This is a genomic window from Mesoflavibacter sp., from assembly GCF_964226795.1.
Taxonomy (GTDB): domain Bacteria; phylum Bacteroidota; class Bacteroidia; order Flavobacteriales; family Flavobacteriaceae; genus Mesoflavibacter; species Mesoflavibacter zeaxanthinifaciens.
Window position 1 is genome coordinate 66464 of the sequence record NZ_CAXQQP010000002.1, and the last position, 18315, is coordinate 84778.

Consider the following 18315-nt stretch of genomic DNA (forward strand, 5'->3'; position numbering starts at 1 on the left):
CAGTTTAAATTGGTTGATTTTGAGATGTTTTAAAAGTTTTATTTAAATAATCTAAAAGAACTATTTGTTTATTTTTTAAATCTATTTTTTTACTAATTCTATAGCGTTTACTTTCTATAGCTCTTGTTGATGTATTTAAAAAGCCTGCAATTTCTTTATTTTTAAAACCTACATAAATATAATAACAGATAACAATTTCTGATTCGTTTAAATTTGGATGTAATTGCTTCATTTTTGAAAAAAACTGAACATTTGTTTCATTTAAAAGTTCAAGGTAATTTTCTTCTTTTGACAAAAATGTCGATGAGTTTAAATGTATGTTTTTATACAGTTCTTTTATTTTTTCTTTTTGAGTCTCTTCATTATTAATCGAAGAAATTAATTTTATCTCTTTTTTTAATTCTGTTATATATTCATTTAAACCACTAACTTTTAGCTTTAACTTTTCATGATTGTTTGTTAATAATGAAAGTTCTTCATCACTCTTGTTATGTGCTAAAATTTTTTCTTTTATCTTTTTAAATTTTACTATTACAAAACCAACTAATCCCACAAGCATTAAAGTTAATAACACAATAATGTAATTTTTCTTTTTTTTAATTTCAGTTTGAGATTCTAATTCAGTCTGTGTTTTTATAAACTCGTCATTTATTTTAATACTTGCATCTAATTCCTTTTTTAACTGATAGTCTTTAAATAAGCGTAAAGAATCTTGATATGCATCACGATTGGTTACTTGATTTAAAGTATTATAATAATCATATTTTAATTTAAAATAGTTACGTATATCACTATCATTCATATCTAATCGTAATGACTCAGCTTTACTTAAGTATGTAGCTACAGAATCTAGATTTTTTTTGTAAAGATAGAATTGAGCAAAATCTTGATATAGAGTAACAATATGTCCATTATAAAACGATTTTATTATAGTAGTATCATTTTTTAATGTTTTTAATTGATTGAAAGAACTGTAAGCTTCAGGGATTTTATTTAAATTAATATAATTTGAAGTAAGCATAAATAATGCATACAACTGATAATATTTGTCTTCTTTTAAACTCTTATAATAGTCTAATTCTTTTAATAAAATATCATTACTTTTTAGATAGTTTCCTTTATTAAACTCTATATAAGCCAACATTTGTGTTACCTCTGCTAACCCATATTTATTATTATCTAGTTGGTAGTATTTTTTTGCTTCTTCTAAATATGCTTTTGCTTTAACAGTATCTTTTTTAATGCGATATAGATTATAAAATAGCTCTAAGCTACTCATCCCTGCTACCTCATAATTCTTTTCGATCTTTGCAAATTTTAAAGCAAATCTAAAATTGTGATATATAAGGGTTTGATTGTTTAACTCATCACTAATAATGCCTCGAAGTTTATAATATTCTGCTAAATTTTCTTTAATATTCTGATTTAAAGGCTGTTTTATTGAATCTAAAAACTGGCTTGATAATTTAGGATTTGTACCGATATATGTTTGTGCAGAGTCTATATATTTTAAATAATCTTTATTGTCTACTTGAGCTATAATATTAGTCAAACAGAAAAAGAATAGAATATATATAGTATTACTTTTTAGTCTTTTTTTAAGCATTAAAATAATATTGAAAATAAAGTGATGATTATTAAATTATAATGGCATTAGTTAATTTTGGAAACACAATTTACTAAAGATTTTTACTTTTAAAACCAACACGTTAAATAAAAAATACCGATGATAACATCGGTATTTTTTAACACTTAATTTTAAATTGATAGACTAAGCTTCACAGCTAGCACAATCTTTCTTTTGTTTAAATTTTTGTGCAGCATTCATACTATGCTGGTAGTAAAGCGATTTTAATCCTAATTTCCATGCTGTAACATGTATTTTATTAATCTCTTTTACTGGCATATCTGGATGAATAATGATATTTACAGACTGTCCTTGATCAATATGATTTTGACGGTTTGCTGCTTGATAAATAATATCCATTTGATCTATTTCAGAATAAGTTTTAAAAACATCTTTTTCTAATTCTGATAAGAAATCTAAATGCTGTACAGATCCGTCGTTATCTCTAATACTTCTCCATACTTCGGTTGTATTTTTACCTTTAGATTCTAATAAATCTTCTAAATAAGAGTTTTTAATTGTGGTTTTAATCTTAGCGATATCTTTTACATAAATATTTGACCAAATTGGCTCAATACCTTGTGATACTTGACCTAAGATAAATGCAGAAGATGTTGTTGGTGCTACCGCATTTAAGGTTGCATTACGTCTTCCGTAACCTTTTAATACTTTTGGTTCTCCAAATTTTTCTGCTAACTCTTCTGAAGCTTTGTAAGATTTTTCTTTAATCACTTTAAAGATCTCACTGTTTAAACTAAAAGCTTCTTGACTGTTAAATGGTAACATCTTAGATTGTAATAACGAGTGCCATCCTAATACACCTAAACCTAAAGAACGGTTTTCTTTAGCAAAGTTGTAGGCGCGCTCCATAAACATAAAGGTTTGTCTATCATCACGATTAGGAGAGTCTCTGTATACTTCTAATTTTTCAACAAATTCAGTAATAACTGCATCTAAGAAGTATACCATAGTTTCTACTGCATCTGTATCTTTCCATTTATCATAGTGTAATACATTTACAGAAGATAATACACATACAAAAGACCAGTCGTCATTTGATGGTAACATAATTTCTGTACATAAGTTACTTGCATAGATTGGTAACTTTTTGTCTTGGTAAACATCTGCTGCATTGTTATTAGCATTATCTGTAAAGAAAATGTAAGGATAACCCATTTCACCTCTACGTTGTAATACTTTTGCCCATGTGCTACGCTTGTCTACATCACCATCTATCATTTCTTGCATCCATTGGTTGGTAACAGTTACACCATGTGTTAACTCTTGTATTGGGTTACCTTCTGTACCAATTTCTAAGAACTCATTAATATCTGGATGCTCTATTGGTAAGTATGGCGAAAAACGTCCACGTCTTACTGACCCTTGACTAACAACATCTACCATAGATTCAAATAACTGCATGATATGTACTGCTCCAGAAGCATAACCATTGTTTTTTACTTCAGATCCACGATGTCTTATTTTTCCAAAGTAGCCAGAGGTACCACCTCCTAATTTTGACATCATTCCTACTTCTGATTGTGAGTAAAGTATGTTACCCATATCATCATCTACATGCGATCCAAAACAGCTAATTGGTAAACCTCTTTCTTTTCCAAAGTTTGACCATACTGGTGATGCTAAAGAAAAGTATCCTTCTGACATGTAGTTATAAAACTTATCAGAATAACCTGGTATTTGTAAAATTTGTTCTGCTCTATCTGCTATTTCTCTTATACGCTGTTCTGCGCTTACGCCTTCAGTTAAGTAGCCTGCTGCTAAAAACTGTCTACTATGATCTGTTAACCACTTAAATCCTCCTGTTCCAGAAGTTTTTATTTGGTTTAACGACTTTTTTCTTGCATCAATTAATGGGTTAGCTTCCGTTTGTTTTTCTTGGTTTGGAGCTTCCTGGGTCTGGTTTTTATTTTGTTCTATCATTTAAAAAAGGTCATCACTGGTTATACTTTGGGTTCTTTTACTATAGTTTATAGAGCGCTTTACAAAAAAGTCGCCATGTTTGGTTCCGATAATTTCATCGTCAAACCATTCTGTTTCTGCTAGTAGTTTTTCGTCTACTTCAAATATTTTATCAATACCTATGCTTTCTAAGGAGTTGTTAAATCTGTTTTTTATAAACTCATTAACCACTGCTTTTGGTAAAAAGTCAATTTCTCCTTTTTCAAAAATCCAGTCTACTATTTTGCTTTCAGACTCAAAAGACTCAAGACACATATCTTTTATCATTTGCTCGTATGCTGCATCAAACCATTCTGGATTTTCGTCTTTTATAATTTTTATAATATCAATTCCAAAATCTCCGTGTATTTGCTCTTCTTTAGAAGTTGCTTCTACCACGTTAGATATTCCTTTTAATACGTTTTTATGCTTGTTAAACGCCATGATAATTAAGAACTGTGAGAATAGAGACACGTGTTCTATAAACAATGAGAATAACAAGATAGACTCTGCATACTCTTGGTTATCTTCACTTTTTGCGTTTTTAAGTGCAGTTTCAAGATACTGCACACGTTTCATAATCACAGGTTTTTTCTTTAGGGTTTTAAACTCATTGTTTAATCCTAAAATTTCTAATAAATGTGAGTATGCATCATGATGTCTTACTTCACTTTCTGCAAATGTTGCGCCTACAGATCCAATCTCTGGTTTTGGCATACGGTGATAAATATCTCCCCAAAACGATTTTACTGCAACTTCTATTTGAGAAATAGCCAACATTGTATTTTTAATCGCACTACGCTCTACTTCATTCAATCCTGCTTTAAAATCCTGAATATCGCTTGTAAAGTTAAACTCTGTATGTATCCAATATGAATGTCTTATCGCTGGAACATATTCGTATAATTGTGGATACTCATATGGCTTAAGATTGATACGTTTTTCAAAGATATTTGTCTTACGCTTTCTGGCTTGTTCATCTCTATATAATATGTAGGCTTTTGCTACATCTAAAAAATGACTTTCCATTAAAGCATTTTCTACTGCATCTTGAACAGTTTCTACCGTAGGAATGTAATTTGGATCATTCTCTTTATGCTTTAAAAGGCTAGTTTCTACTAGTTGAGATACACGCTCTGCATCTTCTAAACTCCCGTGTTCTAAAGCGGTCATCGCTTTTAGAATCGCATTGGTAATCTTACTAAGCTGAAAAGGTACAGTCGTAAAATCCCTCTTGATAATGTGATTAATTTGCATGATGGTAATTGATTTTTTTTGTGTCTTAAAAGGATTATAAAATTGCGATTTTATTTCGAGCGTATTCAAAAAATACCATTTAGTTTTTCCACATAATTATCAACAATTGGTTATCCCTTACTATTGCTGAAATGATAAAAATTCACTGTTAATTTTTTGTGAAAAAAACTTAAAAACCGAAGTTTTTATCGGCAAATTTTAAGGGTAATAAAACGCTAAGTAGATCATTTTTAACTTTTGAAGTTGAAATAATTTACGCTGTTTTGCTTAGCTTATTTTTTAAAAATTAACATTCTATTATCATTATAAAATATGACACCTTTTAAGCATTAGCTAATTTTGCAAGATGCAAAACTCTAACCCTGCTTTTAAGAATGAATTTGTAGCATTAATGGCATCTTTAATGTCTATTGTTGCATTAACCATAGATGCATTATTACCTGCTTTACCTAACATTGCCGAAGATTTAAATATTACTGATCCTAATAGTACACAATGGTTAATTACCATGATATTTTTAGGAATTGGTTTTGGGCAGTTAATATTTGGACCGTTGTCTGATAGTTACGGTCGTAAGCCTATTGTTTACATAGGCTTTTTTATTTTTATTATTTCTAGTATTATCTGTGTTACTACAAAAAACTTCGAAATGATGTTGTTTGCTAGAGTATTACAAGGTGTTGGGTTGTCTGCGCCAAGGACAATATCTATTGCTATGGTTAGAGACTCTTTTAGTGGAGATTTTATGGCAAAACTGCTATCTGTAATTGTTATGTTTTTTATTCTGGTACCTGTTATAGCGCCTACTTTTGGTCAAATACTTTTAGAATGGTTTGATTGGCGTGCTATTTTTAATGCTAATCTTATATTTGGATCTGTTGTTATGTTATGGTTTTGGAAACGTCAACCAGAAACATTAGATAAAAGTAAACGTATTAAATTTTCTCCTAGCATTTTTATTACTGGCACAAAGGAGTTTTTTAAACACAAAGAAGCAGTAGCTTTTACTTTGACCTCTGGTTTTATTACTGGATCTTTTATGGTGTATTTAAGCACTTCACAACAGATTTACCAAGATCAGTATAATTTAGGCGAATTGTTTCCTTACTTTTTTGCTAGTACTGCGTTGTCTATTGGATTATCTACCTTTACTAATAGTAGATTGGTTATGCGTTTTGGGTCGCGTAACATTGCATTTTATGCTACTGTTGCCTACTTTTTAATCTCAATTTTATATGTCATTTTATTCATATCTGGAAACAACCCAAGTATCGGAGTTTTAATTTCTTTTTTCTTAATTCAGTTTTTTGCTGTTGGGTTTATTTTTGGTAATTACCGTTCTTTAGCAATGGAGCCTTTAGGGCATATTGCCGGTATTGGTGCAGCAATTAACGGGTTTATATCTACAGTTATGGCGGTACCAATTGCTAACTACATTGGTAGTTTTGTACACACATCTGTACTTCCGTTATTTATAGGGTTTTCTGTATTTGGGTTACTATCGTTAATAACCTTTTATGTACTAAAATATAGTACACAAAGAAAATTAGCTTAATAGATTTATAACAATATTTTCTACTGAAGAAATTATATACTGCACACCTATTGATATAACAATAAAACCAATAATTCTTGATAGAGCGTTAATACCAGATGCGCCTAAGAACTTTACTATAAAATGCGCGCTTTTAAGTATTAAATATATAGCTATGGTAACAAGTAGTACCGCAGATAGGATTATAAAAACGTCCTTAGTTAATGTATACTCTTGATTGTAGGTTATCAATAAAGATATTGTTCCTGGTCCTGCTAACATTGGTATTGCTAAAGGTGTTAAGCTAATAGCGTCTCTATTATGTATATCTTCTTGTACACGTTTGCGCTTCATACCTTTATGCTCTCTAAATTTACCTGTTAACAAAGCAAAACCTGAAGAGGTTATAATTAAACCACCTGCTATTTTTAGTGCATTTAATGTAATACCAAAAAACGATAATATATATTGTCCTGCAAAAAAGGATAAAAACAGAATAATTAATACATCTAAAGCAGTCCAAAACGCAATTTTAGCTCGTTCTTTTTTAGCGTGTTCTTGCGTTAATCCCACAAAAACAGGTACAGTCCCTAAAGGATTAATAATAGAGAATAATGCGCCAAAAGCAATTAAAAATAAGTCCATTGTTTTTTCTGCAAATTCACTCTATTTTTTAATGGCTTAAGTTATCTTAAACTTAAATCATCTTTAAAAGTAGGTTAACTACAAAAAGTCATAATTCAGTTTTAAGCATCTAAAAACAAGCGACTTAAAACCGTTTTTACAATTACTTAACTTAGTAACATTAGCGTAAAATTTAATTAATCTAAGCATTAATTTAAGTTAACTTATAAAGAATAATGTCAGAGTAGTTTTGTTCAAAATCAAATTTTAAACAACCTTAAAATGAACACATTTAAACAACTATTTTTACAATTTAGCTTAGTAGCTGCTGTTGGAAGCTCTTTCTTGGCATGTGATGGCGAAGATGGATTAAACGGTCAAGACGGACAAGATGGTCAAGACTTTACGCCTACAGAAACCATTTTTTCTAACAAATCTTCTTTAAACCCGTTAGTAAATATTAACCCTAATTTTAGTAACGTAAATGCTTACTCTTTAATTAGCTCTACAGACGTATTATCTAACGGTTTCCGTTTAGTTGGCGCACAAGATGGTGCTGGATTTTTAAAAGATGGAGACGAATATATTTATGTTGTTAATGCAGAAGATGATTATAGTGTATCTAGAATTCGTTTTGATCAATACATGAATCCTATACAAGGTGAATGGTTACTTAACGCTGGTGTTGCAGATTATGCAAGACAATGTTCTGGTACTATGTGGGAAGCAGCTGTACATGGTGGATCTCAAGATTTATTCCTATCGGCTTCAGAAAGTATTTCTTATGACGTGAAAGGTATTGACCCTTGGATAGAAACTCCTACGCCTACTGCAGATTTTGGATTAGATGCTTTAGGTGAATTTTCTTGGGAAAATGCTGTACCATTACCTCAAAATGCTTACGCTGGTAAAACAGTAATTATTGGTGGTGATGATGACTCTAGCGGATCTGAAGGTCAAGTAACTATGTACTTATCAGAAAATGGTGATGCAGATTTAGATAATGGTAAAATTTACGTTTTAAGATTCAAGCAAATTTCTAACGGATCTGGTGGCGTACAAGACGTAGCTGCTAACACTGTATATAACGAAGGTGACTTAGATTTTGGTATGACTTACGATGTAGAGTTTGTAGAAATTGTTAACGGTGCTAGCTTAACTAAAAACGAAATGGAAACGGCTTGCTCTAACGTATTCGCCTCTCAATTTATGCGTGTAGAAGATGTAGATTACCAAAAAGGAAGTGATGATAACGGACGTAACGTATACTTTGCTGTTACAGGTCGTGGTCCAGGACAAGGAACTTACAACGATTGGGGAACCGTTTATAAATTACAATTAGATGCAGACAACCCTTTACAAGGTCAATTAACACAAATTGTTAGCGGTAATACAGATACTAACAATATGGATGGAAACTTAGCAACCCTACAAAGTCCTGATAACATTTGTGTTACAGAAAACTATGTATATATTCAAGAAGATCCAAACTCTTTTAGCCGTAACCATGCTGCAAGAATCTACCAAACAGATTTAAATGGTAGCAACCCATTAGCTGTATTAGATTTAAAAATTGAAGCTAATTTAGAACCTAACGGAAGCGATGCATTTTCTGGTGAATTTGGTGCATTAATTGACATCTCTGATAAAATAGGAGAACCAGATACATTTATACTTAATCTACAACCACATTACTGGAAAAGCAGTGATTTTGTATCTAATAACTTACCACATAACCAAGGTGGACAAATTGTGTTGTTAAAAGGATTACCAAGATAAACTATCTCTTTATTTTAATCCTAAATGAATCTTCACGTCTTGTGAAGATTCATTTTTATTATTTATATCATTTTAGATGAAAACACTTATTCAACTTTCAATTCTTACCACTACTCTACTTTTTATTGCTTGTAAACAGAAAAGCAATAGCGCAAATACAGCAATGAAAACTGTAGATGTTATTACATGGCAAAAAGCTCAAACGTATTACATCCAACATATGGATAAAGCCATAAACTATCTTGACAGCTTAAAACAAGCTGGTGTTAATGGTACAAAATCTAAATACTATTTTGCTAAAGCAAGAGAAGCTTTTAAAATTGCCGAACCTTTTGCGTCTTACCTTAATCCAGAAGTTGGTCATCGTACCAACGGTCCTGCTTTACCTGTTTATAAAGAAGACACTGGTAAAATATTATATCCTATCGGTCTTCAAAAAATTGAAGAAAGTGTATACGAACAAGACATTAAAGACAAAGACTTTAATCAAGAAATTAAAATCACACAAGGATTAATGCTAGTTTTAAAAGGCGATATGACCAAACGTCAACTTACACCTCAACGCTTTTTTAGAGCTACACATCAGCAGTTATTTAGACTAATTAGTTTAGCTATTTCTGGTTTTGATACACCTGTTAGTCATCTAGGCGTTAAAGAAACAGCAACATCTTTAAATAGCTTATATAAGGTGTATGAGTTTACCCTTCAACCTAGTATTATAAAAAAAGATGCACTTTTAGATCAACAATTTAAAAACAACATCAAAAACGCAATACAGTACGTTGAAAACAACACCAATTTTGATACATTTGATCGTTTTACTTTTACAAGAGATTACCTTAATCCTATTACTACGCAATGGGTAAATATTCGTAAAACTGCAGATATTTGGGAACCAACAACTACAGATCCTTTCAATTTTGATGCTCCTACTTTTTTTGAAAATAACAGTTTTAATCTTAATCATTTTACTGCTGTTAATAATCGTAATCCTTCTAAAGCTCAAATTAACTTAGGTAAAAAGTTATTTTTTGATCCTAACCTATCGGCTAATCATAATATGGCTTGCGTAACTTGTCATTCACCAAACAAAGGATATGCAGACGGATTGACAACTAGTCTTGATAACAATGGTAAACCTTTAAATCGTAATACACCAACCTTAATTAATAGTGCTTTTCAGCGTAGTTTTTTTTGGGATGGACGCTCAGAAACGATGATAGAACAAATAGCTTCTGTGTTTTTAAACGAAAAGGAATTTAATACCAATGTGCATCAGTTTTCAGAAGATATACTTAAAGATTCCTCTTACATAAAAGCATTTAAAGCTGCATATGGAAAAATTCCGAAGAAAAATACTGAAGTTATAAAAGCACTTTCATCTTACATTTCAACTTTAAATAGTTTTAACTCTAGATTTGATCAAAATATTAGAGGAGAAATTAATGATTTTACAGATCAAGAACGCTTAGGTTACAATCTATTTATGGGAAAAGCATTATGTGCTACCTGCCATTTTATGCCTTTAACTAATGGTACTGTACCTCCATTTTTTTCAGAAACAGAAAAAGAAGTTATTGGTGTTCCTAAAACTGCTGCAAATAAAGAAAATGATGACGATTTAGGCTTTTATTTTAAGTATAAAGAAAACTTACACAAAGGGATGTTTAAAACACCAACCGTGCGTAATGTATCATTAACAGCACCTTATATGCATAACGGTGTTTATGATAGTTTAGAACAAGTTATGGATTTTTATAATCGTGGTGGTGGTGGCGGACTAGGTTTTGATTTACCTCATCAAACCTTACCTTTTGATGAGCTTAACCTAACCACAGAAGAGCAACAAGCTATTATTGCTTATTTAAAGACTTTAACTAGCGTACCAGAAGACGGTTATTAAGTAATTAATAGTATTGAGATTGCTTCGTCCATTCGTCCTCGTAATAACAACTCATATGTCATTCCGAAGTTTACTTAGTTCTTCACTGAGTATCACACTGAGCTTGTCATACTGAGCCTGTCTAAGTATTATCGAAGTACTTAGTTAAATTTAGGAAGGACTGAAGGAATCTCAATAGTCATTAGCAAGCTATATATAATTAGCACATTATAAACCAAATACAACATTCAGCATTTATTTTTTCTCTAAATTAGTAAGATGAATAAAAACACAATTGCTGAACGTATACTAGATTTTCTTAAAGGTTTTCCTCCTTTTAATGCGTTAACATATGAGCAATTAATAACTATATCTTCTCAAGTTAAAGTATTATATGTAGAGCCTAATCATTTTGTTTTTAAACAAGGAACTAGTATTAAAGATGAATTTTACGTGGTAAAAAACGGTGCAATTGGTGTATATCATGAAAACAAATTAGTAGATCAATGTGATGAAGGCGATATTTTTGGCTTACGTGCCTTAATACGTAAAGATCAATATTTTTTAGATGCTAAAGCTATAGAAGAAAGTATCGTTTACAGTATCTCTTCTACCCTATTGCAAGACATTATTATTAGTAATCCAAAAGCTAACCAATTTATCATGGCTAGCTTTGCAACTAATACGCGTAACCCATACGCAAAAGACGATAAAGGTACTTTATTAGGTCACCTTGAGTTTTTAAAACCTGATGCTTCAGGTTTTACAGAAGCACAATCTGCTATATATTCTAAAAACCCGATATGTTGTACTCCAGAAACTAGTATTAAGGCAGCATCTTTAATCATGAAAGAGCACAATGTAGGTTCTATTGTAATTACTAAAAATCAAAAACCTATAGGTATAATTACCGATAAAGACTTACGTAATCAAATTGCTACCGGTATTCATCATATAGACGAGCCTGTAACAACAATTATGTCTTCGCCTGTATTATCATTTCCACCAACAATCACGGTTGCCGAAGCTCAAATAGCTACCTTAAAACATCAAATTTCCCACTTATGCATTACCGAAGACGGTACTGATCAGTCTAAAATTATAGGCATGTTATCAGAGCATGATATTATTGTTGTTCATGGTAATAACCCAGCCGTATTAATTAAAGAAATTAAACGCGCAAAAACTGCAGAAAGTTTAAAGTATATTAGAGAAAAAGCACAAACACTACTTAAAAATTATTTAGACCAAAGTTTACCTATGGTGTTTACCGCTAATATTATTTCTGCAATAAATGATGCGGTAACCAAACAGGTTATAGAGTTAAGTATTATTCAGCTTAACCAAAAACCACCAGCCAAATTTGCTTGGTTAGCCATAGGCAGTCAAGGTCGTAAAGAACAACTATTAATGACCGATCAAGACAACGCTTTAGTTTTTAGTGATAAAAATTTACATGAGTCTGATATTGAAACGGCTAGAGCCTACTTTTTAAAATTAGCTAATACTATAAATGACCAATTACATCATATTGGTTTTGACTATTGTCCTGCCAATATGATGGCACGTAACCCAGACTGGTGTTTAACGTTAACCGAATGGAAAGCAAAATTTAATAACTGGATTACACAACCAACACAAGAAAAGATTTTACTCTGCAATATCTTTTTTGATTACAACCTAGTTTATGGTAACAAAAAACTAGTGCATAAAATGTCTAATAGTATTTTTAAATCTATAGAGCAATATGAAATCTTCCTTAATTTTTTAGCTTTAAATGCACTTAAAAATCCGCCACCATTAAGTTTTTTCAGACAATTTTTAGTAGAAGATTCTGGCGAGCATAAAGACCAGTTTGACATTAAAAAAAGAGCGATAATGCCACTAGTAGACGCCGCTAGGTTACTAATACTGTCGCATCACGTTAAAGACTTTAATAGTACTATTGCACGTTACAAAAAGCTACAAGAGTTTGAGCCTCAAAATGCAGATTTATATGATGCCTGCATTAATGCTTTTAAAATTTTGCTACGATTTAGAGCAAATCAAGGTTTAAAACATAAAGATTCAGGTCAATTTGTAGATGTAAAAAGTCTAAGTAAATCAGATCGTTTAAAATTAAAAGGCTGCTTTAAACCTGTAAAAGACATACAAACCTTGGTGCAAGTCCGTTTTAAATTATCGCAAATGATGTAATTATGCGTTGGTTTAAATCAAAAACATATCCCGAATTTTGGAATAGCTATGCCAATAGCTTTCATAAAAAATACAGCCTAGAAGATACACGCTTTGTGGTTTTTGATACCGAAACCACAGGTTTAAATCCTAAACAGGATCGATTATTATCAATAGGTACAGTAACCATCATAAACTTTCAAATTGATGTTGCAGACCAACTAGAGTGCTACATCAAACAAGAACATTTTAATACAAAAACTGTTGAAATCCATGGTATTTTAAAAGAAGGATCTCTTCATAAAATAGAAGAAAAGGAAGCTATCAAACAGTTTTTAAAACACATTGAAGGAGCTATTCTTGTAGCGCATCACGTACACTTTGATGTTGCAATGATTAATGAAGCTTTAAAACGCTTAGGCTTGCCTAAACTAAAAAATAAAACGGTAGATACCGGCACTTTATACCGCAAAACCAAATATATTAAAACGGATAAGCATTACAGTTTAGACGATTTGTGCAACAAATTTAATATTACCATGCACGATCGGCATACTGCATCTGGTGATGCCTATTTAACCGCTATTCTATTTTTAAAACTCTGCGCCTTACTTAAAGCGAAAAATAAAAGACTAACACTAAGGGATGTATTGAGGAGGTATTAGAATATAGTTATTTATAGCATTCTAATGTGATTACGAGCATCCAATGTCATTACGAGTATCCAATGTCATTGCGAGCGCAGCGAAGCAATCTAACTCATACTCACATATCACCATACACTTCCTTAGCCCTATCAAACAAATCAGTATAATCAGGATTAGTCGCTACTAGTAAAGCTATCTTCTTAGCTCTACTACCCGCTTTAAGTTGCTTTTCTCTAGCTATGGCATCACCTATACTTTGAAACGCTTCAACATAAACCAACTTGTTTAAATTATAACGTGCAGTAAAAGATTTCATATTTACTTTATCCTTATGCTGTTGTACTCTTTTTACAATATTACTGGTAACACCAACGTATAAAGTCGTGTAAGTTTTGTTGGTCATTATGTAAGTAAAGCCGGGTTTCATTATTTTATTCTTATGTCATTGCGAGCGTCCTATTGTTATTATGAGCATCTCATGTCATTACTAGCATCCCATGTCATCGTGAGCGTAGCGAAGCAATCTCTTTTTGTATTGCTAATTGTTAATTACTCATTGATTAAAATAGATTACTTCGTCCTGCGTCCTCGTAATGACAACTGTAACGTCATTGCGCGCACAGCGAAGCAATCTTATTGATTATTGATTATTGTCTAATTGTCCAACTAGACTGCTTCTTCGTACCTCATCGCAGTGACAATTAGTCTGTCATTGCGAGCGTAGCAAAGTAATCTCATTATTCATTAATTATTGTTAATTGCTTATTGTTAATAAAGTTAGCAAAATACGATCCTTTCCATCTGCAATATTCTCCATGACTTTATTTACGGCAATCTCTTGGTAATATCTTGGTCCGAAATTACCTATCAATAAAAATGGAATATTTTGTAGTTTTTGTTTTAACGCATTCTGTTTACCGTAAACTTTATTATAAAGTTCTTGAGGTGTTGGAAATTGGTTAATATAATCTCCCTTACCTGTTCTTTTGTCAAACTCATAAATTTGCTTACCATTAGTAGCGTAAACAAAGTTTATTTTTAGTTTGTCAGCATAATCTAAAGCCTGTTGTAAACCTTTGGTTGGATGGTCACCAAGCTTTTTAGCTTCAATAATAGCTAAATTGGTATTATTAAAATTAAGAAGATAGTCTAAGAACAAGCGCTTACCGCGTTTATTACCTATCAACTTCCTACCACCTGTAAAGCAATACTCTCTAATTATATGGATAGCTTCCCATTGACTTTTTGCCAATTTTGGATCTATAAAATTAGCTCTAGTATCAGATTCTGAAATGTGTTTTGTCATTTAATTGAATTCAATTATCAATCTACTATATCAAAGTTGGGAGAGTTTAAATATACCAACTTTTTAATAATTTGAAACCCTGTTCAATAAAAAATAAAGATAAATTTAAGTTGGTTTAAATAACAGCTAGCTAAAGTATTGACTCCTAAAAATTTAATGATTTTTTACAAAAATCTACATTTATTTTACATACATTTGTTAAGTATTTACTTTGTATATACAATGACGAGTGAGTAAGAAACACTCAAGACCTTATAAAATTTAGCCTAAAAACGGAGTTCTAGCGGTGTTTTAGGCTTTTTTTGTGCATTATTCTCAATTAGCAATAAACATTGAGATTGCTTCGTCCTGCGTCCTCGCAATGACTATAGGTTACTTACAATGACAATGGGATGTTTGTAATGACAATCCTTAAGTAAGACTATAGATTGGACAATAGGTTGTCATACTTAGCCTGTCGAAGTATTGTTCATGTGCTTCAAAAAAAAACAAACACTACATTCTATACAACTAATGTGACTTCTCGATACAATACACTTCTTACGTCGTGTATCACTCGAAGTGACGTGGTAGGTTAAAATTTGTAATGGATTAGTAGTAATTAGTGAAATTTGTGTCTTAGTTAGTCATTAATCGTTAAAAAGAGATTGCTTCGCTGCGCTCGCAATGACAATAGGATAATGCTGGCAATGAAAATAAAACCGTGCTTTGTATATCGATTATAGTATCTCAAACATATTATCAAACTATTATTATTTTCTTTTGTATCAATTAATTAGGTGGTGTTAATTAAATAGTCTATGTTTGCAACTCAATAAAAGATACCTATAGAGGTTTAAGGTAGTATATAGTACAATTAGTTTTACGAGTTTTTCTCTTCTTTCCAATTTTATTTTTCAATTACTTTTCAATAGTGTTTTTAAGTTAATAGATTGTTTATGCAATCTAATTATTAATCTTTAGTATGCTTTTCTTAACTAGGACGTTCTTTATTGTAAACACATTATTAGTAATTTAAAATTAAGTAACGATGCAAGAAGGCACAGTAAAATTTTTCAACAATTTAAAAGGATTCGGATTTATTAAATCATCAGAAACAGGAGAAGACATTTTTGTTCACAACTCTGGTTTAAGAGATGATATTAAAGAAGATGACAAAGTACAGTTTAATACTGAACAAGGAAAAAAAGGATTAAATGCGGTTAACGTAGAAGTAATCTTTTAATCAAAAAAAACATATTTATCTTCTAAGATAAAATTGTAAAAGACCGTTTAAATAAACGGTCTTTTTTTATGCGACTTCTCTCTACGATCGAAGTGACTATAGAATTTTTTTTCTGGTTTAAGGGTAATTTATGTCTTGGTTAGTTAGTCATTAATTAATAGTCATTAAAAAGAGATTGCTTCGCTGCGCTCGCAATGACAATGGGATATTTATAATGACTTGACGATGCTAGTAATAACAAAAAACACCTCCAAAATTGAAGGTGTTTTACACTTAAAAAATCAAATAAATGATAACTAAGGTTTGTTTAGGTTAAAAAATTAATTTTTTAAAGATCACTCTTATAAAGTCTATATTATAAAGCATTATCCATAATTTCTTGTACGACTTCTGGATTTAGTAATGTACTAGTATCACCTAAATTACCAGTGTCTTTACTTGCTATTTTACGTAAAATACGACGCATAATTTTTCCGCTTCGTGTTTTTGGTAATCCATTTGTAAACTGAATTTTATCTAACTTAGCAATTGGTCCTATTTGCTCAGTGATTAATTGGTTAATCTCTTTACGTAAGTTATTATGATCACGTCCTTCGCCTGTTTCTTTTAATGTCACGTAACCGTATAACGCATTTCCTTTTATATCATGAGGGAAACCTACAATTGCAGACTCAGCTACTGCTGGATGTTCGTTTATAGCATCTTCTATTGGTGCAGTACCAAGGTTATGACCAGAAACAATAATAACATCATCTACACGACCTGTAATACGGTAATACCCTACTTCATCTCTTAACGCGCCATCACCAGTAAAATATTTATTATCGTATGCTGAGAAATACGTGTCTTTATAACGTTGATGGTTGCCCCAAATAGTACGCGCCATACTTGGCCAAGGGAATTTTATACACAAGCGACCATCTACTTGATTGCCTTTAATTTCTTGTCCGTGTTCATCCATTAATGCTGGTTGAATCCCGATAAAAGGCAACGTTGCATAGGTTGGTTTTGTTGGTGTTGCAAATGCTATTGGTGTAATCATAATTCCTCCAGTTTCGGTTTGCCACCATGTATCTACAATTGGTGCTTTTTTCTTTCCTACGTTATCATCATACCAATGCCAAGCTTCTTCATTAATTGGTTCGCCAACGGTTCCTAATACTTTTAAAGATGATAAATCGTGTTTTTCTAAGTGGTCTACACCTTCTTTTGCTAATGCACGAATAGCTGTTGGTGCTGTATAGAATTGATTAACCTTATGCTTTTCTACAATATCCCAAAAACGACCAAAGTCTGGATAACTTGGTACACCTTCAAACATTACGGTTGTAGCACCATTACATAATGGTCCGTAAACAATGTAACTATGCCCTGTAATCCAACCTATATCTGCTGTACACCAATACACATCTTTTTCGCGATATTGAAACACGTTTTTAAACGTGTAAGCTGTATAGACCATATATCCAGCTGTAGTATGTACCATGCCTTTTGGTTTTCCTGTGGAACCTGAAGTATATAAGATGAATAACGGATCTTCTGCATTCATAATTTCTGGCACACAATCGTGATAAGCGTCGTCTAATAAAGGTTGTAACCAATGGTCACGACCGTCTTTCATGTTAATATCACTATTAATTCGTTTTGCTACCAAAACGCTTTCTATGGAATTACAATCTTCTAACGCTTCATCTACAATGCCTTTTAAGTCTATGGTTTTTGCACCACGATACGATCCGTCACTGGTAATAACCATTTTACATTCTGAGTCGTTGATACGCGTTGCTAATGCTGTAGAAGAAAACCCAGCAAAAACTACTGAATGTATCGCACCAATACGTGCACATGCTAATACAGAAATGGCTAATTCTGGAATCATTGGCAAATAAATACACACGCGATCGCCTTTACCAATGCCTTTATCTTTTAATACATTTGCCATACGACACACACGGTCGTGTAATTGGCGGTATGTGATATGTTCTGCTTTTTCTTTAGGGTCGTTAGGTTCAAAAATAATAGCGGTTTTATCTCCTCTTGTGTATAAATGTCTGTCTATACAGTTTTCGGTAATGTTTAGTTGTGCGCCTTCAAACCATTTTACTTCTGGTTTGGAAAAATCCCAACTTAAAACATTGTCCCATTTTTTTCGCCATAAAAAATGTTCTTCTGCTATTTCTTCCCAAAACACCTCAGGGTTTCTGACTGATTTTCGGTAGACTTGATAGTATTCTTCTAAGTGTTTGATATGATAATTACTCATAATTGATATATGTTATTTTAGTTTTGTTTTAATTTAA

General features: G+C 31.7%; 12 protein-coding genes and 1 pseudogene. 6 read left to right on the top strand and 7 right to left on the bottom strand.

The window, feature by feature from the left end; genetic code table 11:
- Positions 1 to 4: 4 nt before the first annotated feature.
- The 3 genes from ACEQT4_RS00550 to ACEQT4_RS00560 all read right to left on the bottom strand — a co-directional run bounded on the left by ACEQT4_RS00550 (position 5) and on the right by ACEQT4_RS00560 (position 4843).
- The gene (locus tag ACEQT4_RS00550; protein WP_370225521.1) at positions 5 to 1606 is read right to left on the bottom strand and encodes a helix-turn-helix transcriptional regulator; all 1602 of its coding nucleotides are present in this window, start codon (positions 1604 to 1606) and stop codon (positions 5 to 7) included.
- A gap of 165 nt (positions 1607 to 1771) precedes the next feature.
- On the bottom strand, positions 1772 to 3568 hold the full coding sequence (locus tag ACEQT4_RS00555) for a ribonucleoside-diphosphate reductase subunit alpha (protein ID WP_027879904.1): 1797 nt from the start codon (positions 3566 to 3568) through the stop codon (positions 1772 to 1774).
- Positions 3569 to 4843: a ribonucleotide-diphosphate reductase subunit beta gene (locus ACEQT4_RS00560; RefSeq protein WP_027879903.1), complete on the bottom strand. Its 1275-nt coding sequence runs from the start codon at positions 4841 to 4843 to the stop codon at positions 3569 to 3571. It abuts the gene before it with no gap.
- A 346-nt stretch (positions 4844 to 5189) separates the two neighbouring features.
- Between ACEQT4_RS00560 and ACEQT4_RS00565 the strand changes: the two genes are divergently transcribed.
- Positions 5190 to 6398 (top strand): multidrug effflux MFS transporter, encoded by a 1209-nt coding sequence (locus ACEQT4_RS00565; RefSeq protein WP_106678419.1) that lies wholly within the window; start codon positions 5190 to 5192, stop codon positions 6396 to 6398.
- Here ACEQT4_RS00565 and ACEQT4_RS00570 read toward each other — a convergent pair.
- Entirely contained in the window at positions 6390 to 7022 is a 633-nt protein-coding gene (locus ACEQT4_RS00570) for a MarC family NAAT transporter (protein WP_370225522.1), read from the bottom strand. The two genes, ACEQT4_RS00565 and ACEQT4_RS00570, sit on opposite strands and share 9 nt — an antisense overlap.
- A 261-nt stretch (positions 7023 to 7283) precedes the next feature.
- Between ACEQT4_RS00570 and ACEQT4_RS00575 the strand changes: the two genes are divergently transcribed.
- The 4 genes from ACEQT4_RS00575 to ACEQT4_RS00590 all read left to right on the top strand — a co-directional run bounded on the left by ACEQT4_RS00575 (position 7284) and on the right by ACEQT4_RS00590 (position 13502).
- On the top strand, positions 7284 to 8780 hold the full coding sequence (locus tag ACEQT4_RS00575) for a hypothetical protein (protein WP_370225524.1): 1497 nt from the start codon (positions 7284 to 7286) through the stop codon (positions 8778 to 8780).
- Between the two features lie 76 nt (positions 8781 to 8856).
- Positions 8857 to 10683 (top strand): cytochrome-c peroxidase, encoded by a 1827-nt coding sequence (locus tag ACEQT4_RS00580; RefSeq protein ID WP_370225525.1) that lies wholly within the window; start codon positions 8857 to 8859, stop codon positions 10681 to 10683.
- Between the two features lie 258 nt (positions 10684 to 10941).
- The gene (locus ACEQT4_RS00585; RefSeq protein ID WP_370225526.1) at positions 10942 to 12858 is read left to right on the top strand and encodes a DUF294 nucleotidyltransferase-like domain-containing protein; all 1917 of its coding nucleotides are present in this window, start codon (positions 10942 to 10944) and stop codon (positions 12856 to 12858) included.
- A 2-nt stretch (positions 12859 to 12860) separates the two neighbouring features.
- On the top strand, positions 12861 to 13502 hold the full coding sequence (locus tag ACEQT4_RS00590) for a PolC-type DNA polymerase III (RefSeq protein WP_370225527.1): 642 nt from the start codon (positions 12861 to 12863) through the stop codon (positions 13500 to 13502).
- Between the two features lie 100 nt (positions 13503 to 13602).
- On the opposite strand, the gene ACEQT4_RS00595 is transcribed toward ACEQT4_RS00590, so the two are convergent.
- Positions 13603 to 13911 carry a GIY-YIG nuclease family protein gene (locus ACEQT4_RS00595; RefSeq protein WP_370225529.1) on the bottom strand — a complete coding sequence of 103 codons (309 nt, stop codon included), beginning with the start codon at positions 13909 to 13911 and terminating at the stop codon, positions 13603 to 13605.
- A 339-nt stretch (positions 13912 to 14250) separates the two neighbouring features.
- Positions 14251 to 14790 (bottom strand): annotated as a pseudogene (locus ACEQT4_RS00600) (type I restriction endonuclease subunit R); the annotation flags it as partial.
- 1030 nt (positions 14791 to 15820) lie between these two features.
- Here ACEQT4_RS00600 and ACEQT4_RS00605 point away from each other — a divergent pair.
- On the top strand, positions 15821 to 16015 hold the full coding sequence (locus ACEQT4_RS00605; RefSeq protein WP_027879896.1) for a cold-shock protein: 195 nt from the start codon (positions 15821 to 15823) through the stop codon (positions 16013 to 16015).
- A 355-nt stretch (positions 16016 to 16370) separates the two neighbouring features.
- Here ACEQT4_RS00605 and acs read toward each other — a convergent pair whose 3' ends face one another.
- Entirely contained in the window at positions 16371 to 18278 is a 1908-nt protein-coding gene (gene acs / locus ACEQT4_RS00610) for an acetate--CoA ligase (RefSeq protein WP_370225530.1), read from the bottom strand.
- Between the last annotated feature and the right edge of the window lie 37 nt (positions 18279 to 18315).